This is a genomic window from Sphingorhabdus sp. (genome assembly GCF_046154385.1).
Lineage (GTDB): Bacteria > Pseudomonadota > Alphaproteobacteria > Sphingomonadales > Sphingomonadaceae > Sphingorhabdus_B.
Window position 1 is genome coordinate 53,132 of sequence record NZ_JBJXFW010000037.1, and the last position, 6,278, is coordinate 59,409.

7 protein-coding genes and 1 tRNA gene are annotated in these 6,278 nt (G+C 56.8%); 2 read left to right on the forward strand and 6 right to left on the reverse strand.

The window, feature by feature from the left end:
- Positions 1-19 precede the first annotated feature (19 nt).
- Positions 20-880, forward strand: a complete 861-nt coding sequence (locus tag ACKVOS_RS06895; protein ID WP_409211277.1) for a cytochrome b/b6 domain-containing protein — start codon at positions 20-22, stop codon at positions 878-880.
- Positions 877-1,653, forward strand: a complete 777-nt coding sequence (locus ACKVOS_RS06900; RefSeq protein ID WP_409211278.1) for a molybdopterin-dependent oxidoreductase — start codon at positions 877-879, stop codon at positions 1,651-1,653. The genes ACKVOS_RS06895 and ACKVOS_RS06900 overlap by 4 nt, the downstream gene beginning before the upstream one ends.
- Before the next feature lie 29 nt (positions 1,654-1,682).
- Here the strand turns inward: ACKVOS_RS06900 and msrA are convergent, their stop codons facing one another.
- The 6 genes from msrA to ACKVOS_RS06930 form a co-directional block, all read right to left on the reverse strand.
- Positions 1,683-2,363 carry a peptide-methionine (S)-S-oxide reductase MsrA gene (msrA, locus tag ACKVOS_RS06905; protein WP_409211279.1) on the reverse strand — a complete coding sequence of 227 codons (681 nt, stop codon included), beginning with the start codon at positions 2,361-2,363 and terminating at the stop codon, positions 1,683-1,685.
- Entirely contained in the window at positions 2,338-2,520 is a 183-nt protein-coding gene (locus ACKVOS_RS06910; RefSeq protein ID WP_409211280.1) for a hypothetical protein, read from the reverse strand. The genes msrA and ACKVOS_RS06910 overlap by 26 nt, the downstream gene beginning before the upstream one ends.
- Before the next feature lie 124 nt (positions 2,521-2,644).
- Positions 2,645-3,850: a pyridoxal phosphate-dependent aminotransferase gene (locus tag ACKVOS_RS06915; protein ID WP_409211281.1), complete on the reverse strand. Its 1,206-nt coding sequence runs from the start codon at positions 3,848-3,850 to the stop codon at positions 2,645-2,647.
- Positions 3,851-3,916: 66 nt separating this feature from the next.
- The gene (gene pabB, locus ACKVOS_RS06920; protein ID WP_409211282.1) at positions 3,917-5,500 is read right to left on the reverse strand and encodes an aminodeoxychorismate synthase component I; all 1,584 of its coding nucleotides are present in this window, start codon (positions 5,498-5,500) and stop codon (positions 3,917-3,919) included.
- 165 nt (positions 5,501-5,665) lie between these two features.
- Positions 5,666-5,739: transfer RNA gene (locus ACKVOS_RS06925), tRNA-Gly, on the reverse strand.
- 36 nt (positions 5,740-5,775) lie between these two features.
- A partial coding sequence (locus tag ACKVOS_RS06930) for an alpha/beta hydrolase-fold protein (RefSeq protein WP_409211283.1) occupies positions 5,776-6,278 on the reverse strand: 503 nt, incomplete at its 5' end.

Sequence of the window (6,278 nt, forward strand, 5' to 3'; positions counted from 1 at the left end):
TGCAAAAGGGGAGCGACTGATGGATCATACAGACTTGAAACCGGGGGACGTGATCAAGCGGCATCGCTTGTCCACGCGGTTGTGGCATTGGACCAACGCGTTGACATTGCTTGTGATGCTCATGAGCGGATTGATGATCTTCAATGCCCATGCCCGTCTGTATTGGGGCGATTATGGCGCGAATGATGACAAGGCCTGGTTGATCATTGATGATGCGGGCGACACCGGATTCGTTGAAATTGCGGGCGTGCGTGTTGAAACCACTGGCGTTCTGGGCATTTGGAAAAATTCTGAAGGCGAAATCAAGCGCCGCGCTTTTCCGCACTGGGTTACCATCCCGTCGGCTTATGACCTGCAAGCGGCGCGGCGGTGGCATTTTACCTTTGCGTGGATATTGGCGGTTGCGCTGACGCTTTACATGGCGCGTTCGCTTTGGAACGGACATGTCTTCAAAGATCTGCACATCCGCAAATGGGAATGGTCCCCGCGGCACATATTGCATGATATCAAAGAACATGCCCGGCTGCGCTTTCCGACCGGCGCGGCTGCAAAAGATTATAATATATTACAGAAACTTAGCTACATCGGGGTGCTCTTTGTTCTTTTGCCGCTGATTATCTTCACCGGTTTGACGATGTCCCCTGCAATGAATGCGGCATGGCCGTGGCTGCTGGACATATTTGGAGGCCGGCAATCCGCCCGCTCGCTTCATTTTATTGCTGCGTTCGGGCTGGTGGCCTTTTTCTTTGTCCATATTGCTATGGTTGTTCTTGCCGGGCCGATCAACGAAGTGCGCTCGATGATCACCGGCAGATATCGGCTACCCGGAAAAGTTGAATCAAACACTGCACCGCAAGAACCGCAAGGAGAGCCAGCATGAGCGATACCAAGATGATTTTGCCGCGCCGGAAATTCCTGAGCGCAGCGGCGTTGGGCGGTGGCGGTTTGCTTTTGTCCGGTTGTGATGCACTCACCGAAGATGCCGGATTCCGGTCCTTTCTTCGTACAGGCGAGGCCTTGAATAAGGGCGCACATCGACTCATTTCCGACCGAAGCGCGCTTGCACCTGAATTTAGCGCAGCCGACATGTCGCCTGTTTTCAAGGCGAATGGATCGATAACGGGGGGCACGGCGGAATATGCCGCCCATTTGGCAACCAAATTTACCGACTGGCAATTGCGGATCGATGGCATGGTACGCAATCCGCTGAACCTCGACCTCGCGAAATTGATGGCGATGCCTTCGCGTGAGCAGATTACCCGGCATGACTGTGTGGAAGGATGGAGTGCGATTGGAAAATGGCGCGGAACCCCGCTCGGCATGTTGCTAAAGCAGGCGGATCTGTCGACCAAGGCGCGTTACATCGTCTTTCATTGCGCTGATCAATGGGGGCCGGGCGTTCCTTATTATGAATCCGTTGATCTGATTGATGCATTCCACCCGCAGACGATATTGGCATGGGGCATGAACGACGGTGTATTGCCGGTTCGGCACGGCGCGCCCTTGCGGCTGCGTGTCGAACGGCAATTGGGTTACAAGCACGCAAAATATGTCATGCGGGTCGAAGCAACCGATGACCTCGGGAAATTTTTCGGGGGCAAGGGCGGCTATTGGGAAGATGCCCATGATTATGACTGGTATGCCGGTATTTAACGCCGGCACCAGTTACATCAAAAGCAACCTTACCGCGTGCGGGTTGGGAAAAGTCGTTTCAAATTGGCAACTTTGGGCTTGTCCCAGGTCACGATATACGGATGTGACGGGTTTTTGGCCATGAAATCCTGATGATAGCCTTCGGCCGCAAAGAAGCTGAAGCTTTCGATTTTCGTGACGATGGGCTTTTTCCAGTAACCCGCCTTTCCCAGTTGCGCGATATAGGCTGATGCGGCCTTGCGCTGGGCGGTGTTGGCCGGAAAAATGGCGGTGCGATATTGGCTGCCGCTATCTGGACCCTGACGGTTCAGTTGCGTGGGATCATGCGTCACGGAAAAAAAGATGTGGAGCAGATCATTATAGCTGACCACCGCCGGATTGTAGCGGATACGGACCGATTCCGCATGGGATGTGCGTCCGCCGCTGACTAGGTCATAATCGGCATTGGCTTTGGTGCCGCCCGAATAGCCCGATTCAACGCTGGTTACGCCCTTGACGCGTTCGAATACGCCTTCGATGCCCCAGAAACAGCCGCCAGCGAACACAGCGGTTTGCGTGGTTTTGGGTTCGGTTATCGGCAATTTGGGGGCAGCGATGCTGATGCCTTCTGCGGCATGGGCCATCCCGATGGGGGCAGAACCGCAGGCGGCTGTAAAGGCAAGGGCCGCCAAAAGGGCGGCGAACTTATCGAGGTGATGCAATTTCTTCATGTATAGACGCTCCGACCACTATCGATCCTGTTGCCTCGGTTTCATTGCTGTTCGCATTGGCCGGATCGACCATCGCCAAACCCGCTACCCCCAGGGCAAAGCCGCCCAAAAGGCTGAGGAAAAGCTCCGATCGTACAAAGTCGAAAATATGGTCCATTTGGTTTCTCTTGTTAACGCCTATTCGGCAGCACGAACAAATACGTTACGCGCCCGCAAAAGGTTTCATGCAGATTGCACGTTAAACCGCGCTTAACAGGCTGTTATCATGCGTTCATATGCGCTCAAACGAGCGCGGCGCACGCCGATTGGATGCGGGTGCACGCCTCTTTCAGGATTTCCGCCGACGTGGCGTAGGAAATCCGAAAGCCGGGTGACAGGCCAAAGGCCCCGCCATGCACCGCGGCGACGCGGTAATCGTCGAGGAAATAGTCGATCAGATCGGCATCGCTTTCGATCTTTTTCCCCTTCGGCGTCACTTTGCCCATGACGCCGCTGGCGTCAGGATAGACATAGAAAGCGCCTTCCGGAGTGGGGCAGCACAGCCCCGGCGCATCGTTCAGCATCGCAACGACCAGATCGCGGCGCTCCTTGAATGCGGCATTGCGTTCGCGCAGAAAATCCTGCGGTCCGTTGAGCGCGGCGAGCACGGCATATTGGCTGATCGAGCAAGGGTTGCTGGTCGATTGCGACTGCAAATCAGCCATAGCCTTGATCAACCACGCAGGCCCACCGGCGTAACCGATGCGCCATCCGGTCATGGCATAGGCCTTGGACGCGCCGTTCATGGTCAGCGTGCGGTCATAGAGATCGGGGCACACTTGCAGCATCGTCGCAAACGGCGTCGGCGCGTACCAGATATGTTCATACATATCGTCGGTCAGCAGCATGACGTGCGGATGGCGCAGCAACACCTCGCCCAATGCTTTCAATTCGATCGCGCTATACGCAGCCCCGGTCGGGTTGGACGGGGAGTTCAGGATCAGCCAGCGGGTGCGGGGCGTAATGGCCGCGTCCAGTTGTTCCGGCGTAATCTTGTAGTTCTGCGCCGCGGTCGCCATGATGATGACCGGCGTGCCGCCTGCAAATTGGACGATATCAGGGTAGCTGACCCAATAAGGCGCAGGGATGATAACTTCGTCACCCTGATCCAGCGTGGCGACCAATGCGTTGAACAATGTGTGCTTGCCGCCGGAATTTACCGTGATCTGCTTGGGGGTGTAATCGATACCGTTGTCGCGCTTGAACTTCGCAATGATTGCTTGCTTGAGCGGGGCGATTCCGTCGACCGCAGTATATTTCGTCATGCCGTCACGAATAGCCTGGATAGCGGCGTCCTTGACAAAGTCGGGCGTATCGAAATCAGGTTCCCCCGCCGACAATCCGATGACATCAATGCCTTGTGCCTTCAGGTCAATCACACGGCCCGACATGGCAAGGGTGGCAGAAGGGGCGATCCGGCCAAGGGCAGAGGACAAGCGGTCAATCATCGGGCGGGCTTTCAAAGGCTAAATTGTACGCAAATTGCGCGATTGCCACTATAGCTTCACCAAAAATTACGCAACCCTCGTTGCCCGAATTAAGCCGCGTAAAGAGTTGCCGACATAAAAGGGATGATCCAGATCATCGACGTGCACATCGCATTCGACGGCGCGGTTCGCCGCCAACAATTCGCGACGCAAAACGGAGGGCAGCAAGCCCGTTCCCAGCCGGGGCGTCCGCATTTGCCCGTCCTTTTCAACAAACAGTGCGGTAATGCTGCCTTCGGTCAGAAGACCGTCCGGGGTGACAAAAAGCACCTCGTCACAATCGGGGCGGGATCGCCGCGCTTCGTCATAAAAGGCGCGGTCACTGGTTTTGTGGCGCAGGCGGAAATCGCCCCCGTCAACCGGCAGGGGAACCACCGCCACACGCCAGTCCGATGTCTCGGCCAGCGGCCGGACCTCAATCGCGATTGCGCCATTTTTTGACGCGAGCAGCCGCACTTTGGACAACGCATCCAAATGGAATATCGCCGCATGCAGCCGGTTGCGCGCTTCATGCCGGTCGAATTCGAAACCGAAGACCCGCGCACTTTCCTTCATGCGTTCCAGATGCAGCTCCAGCCGCAACACCCCTTGTGCCGGCTCAAAACGCATTGTCTCGATTAGATCAAAGCCATAGCCACCCACTGTCGCAAAATCCCCCTTCGCCAGACACTCCGCCCATTCCGCATTCACGTCGGAATCCGCGACAATGCCGGACCCTAGGCCCAATGAAACCGTCTTCGTCGCTTCACACAAGGTAAAAGTGCGGATGGCCACATTAAAGGCGGCATCGCCTTTTGCGTCAATCCGTCCGATCGACCCGCAATACAGGTCGCGCGGCGCGGCTTCGGTTTCTGCGATAATCTGCATGGCGCGGATTTTCGGAGCGCCGGTAATCGAACCGCAGGGATAAAGCGCCTGTATCACGTCGATTGCATCGCACCCGTCAGAAAGCTCGCCGGTCACGGTCGAGGTCATCTGATGGACAGTCGGGTAACTTTCGACGTGGAACAGGTCCGGCACCAGCACTGACCCTGCATTGCACACACGCGACAGGTCGTTTCGCAACAGGTCGACGATCATCAGATTTTCCGCCCGTTGCTTGGGATCAGTCCGCAACAGCACCGCCTCTGCGACATCGGCCACCGGATCGGCGCGGCGTTTTGCGGTTCCCTTCATCGGCTTGGTCGTCACCCGCCGGTCCTTGGCCGCAAAAAACAATTCGGGCGAAAAGGACAGATAATGACGTTCTCCTGTCCAGACAACGCCGCCATAACCCGCCGCCGCCCGCGGACGCAGCGCGGCGTAAAGCGCAAGCGGGTCTCCGGCATAATCGGCGGTCAGCGGAAAGGTCAGGTTCGCCTGATAGATATCACCCGCCTTGATATAATCCTGCACCGTCGCAAAGGCCTTGGCATAATCGCCCCGGCTTATCTGCGGGCACAGCGGCGATAACCACGCGCCTTCCGGATCGGGCAGGCATGACGTTATGGCGTCTGACCCAAGTTCTTGATAATCTGTGAATAATCCAAACCACGCCAGTGGACCTGTGGATGCCGCGGGAAGCTGCGGCAATAACGCTGCGCCTGCATCATAGCTGAAAAATCCTGCCACGTGCAGGCCGTCTTTGCGCGCGCCACGCAGGTTTTCGAGCAGATCGCCGACCTCTTTTTCGGTCTGCGCGGTCAGAACCCTGATCGGATTGGAATAGATTCGCGCCGGTGCAGCCCCCGATATACGGGCATCGTCGAGCAGAACGAAGGGACCGTTGCCGAACGCTGGAGCGGGTGAGGGGAATCGAACCCCCGTATTCAGCTTGGGAAGCTGCTGCTCTACCATTGAGCTACACCCGCGTGCCGCGTGCACTTATCGCGCATGTGCAAGATTGACTAGGCCTTAAGCCGCTCTGCGTGCCAGGCGAGATGGTCGGCCATGAAAGTGGATATGAAATAATAGCTATGGTCATAGCCGGGCTGCATCCGGATGGTCGCTGCCTGTCCGGCGGCCTCGCACGCCTCCACCAGCAAATGCGTTTTGAGCTGGTCAGCCAGAAAATTGTCTGCTTCGCCTTGATCCACGAGCAAATCAGGCAACCGGGCACCGGCTTCGATCAAGGCGCAACTGTCATATTCAGCCCACATATCGCGATCCAGCCCAAGATAGCCGCCCAAAGCTTTCTCACCCCAAGGACAATTTAGCGGGGAAACTATGGGCGCGAACGCCGATGTCGCCTTGTACTTTCCGGGGTTACGCAATGAAATCGTCAGCGCGCCATGGCCACCCATCGAATGCCCCATAATCCCCTGCCGTTCCATATCGACCGGGAAATGCTCTGCCACCAAAGCCGGCAATTCGCTCTCGATATAGTCGCGCATCCGGTAATGTTCGGCAA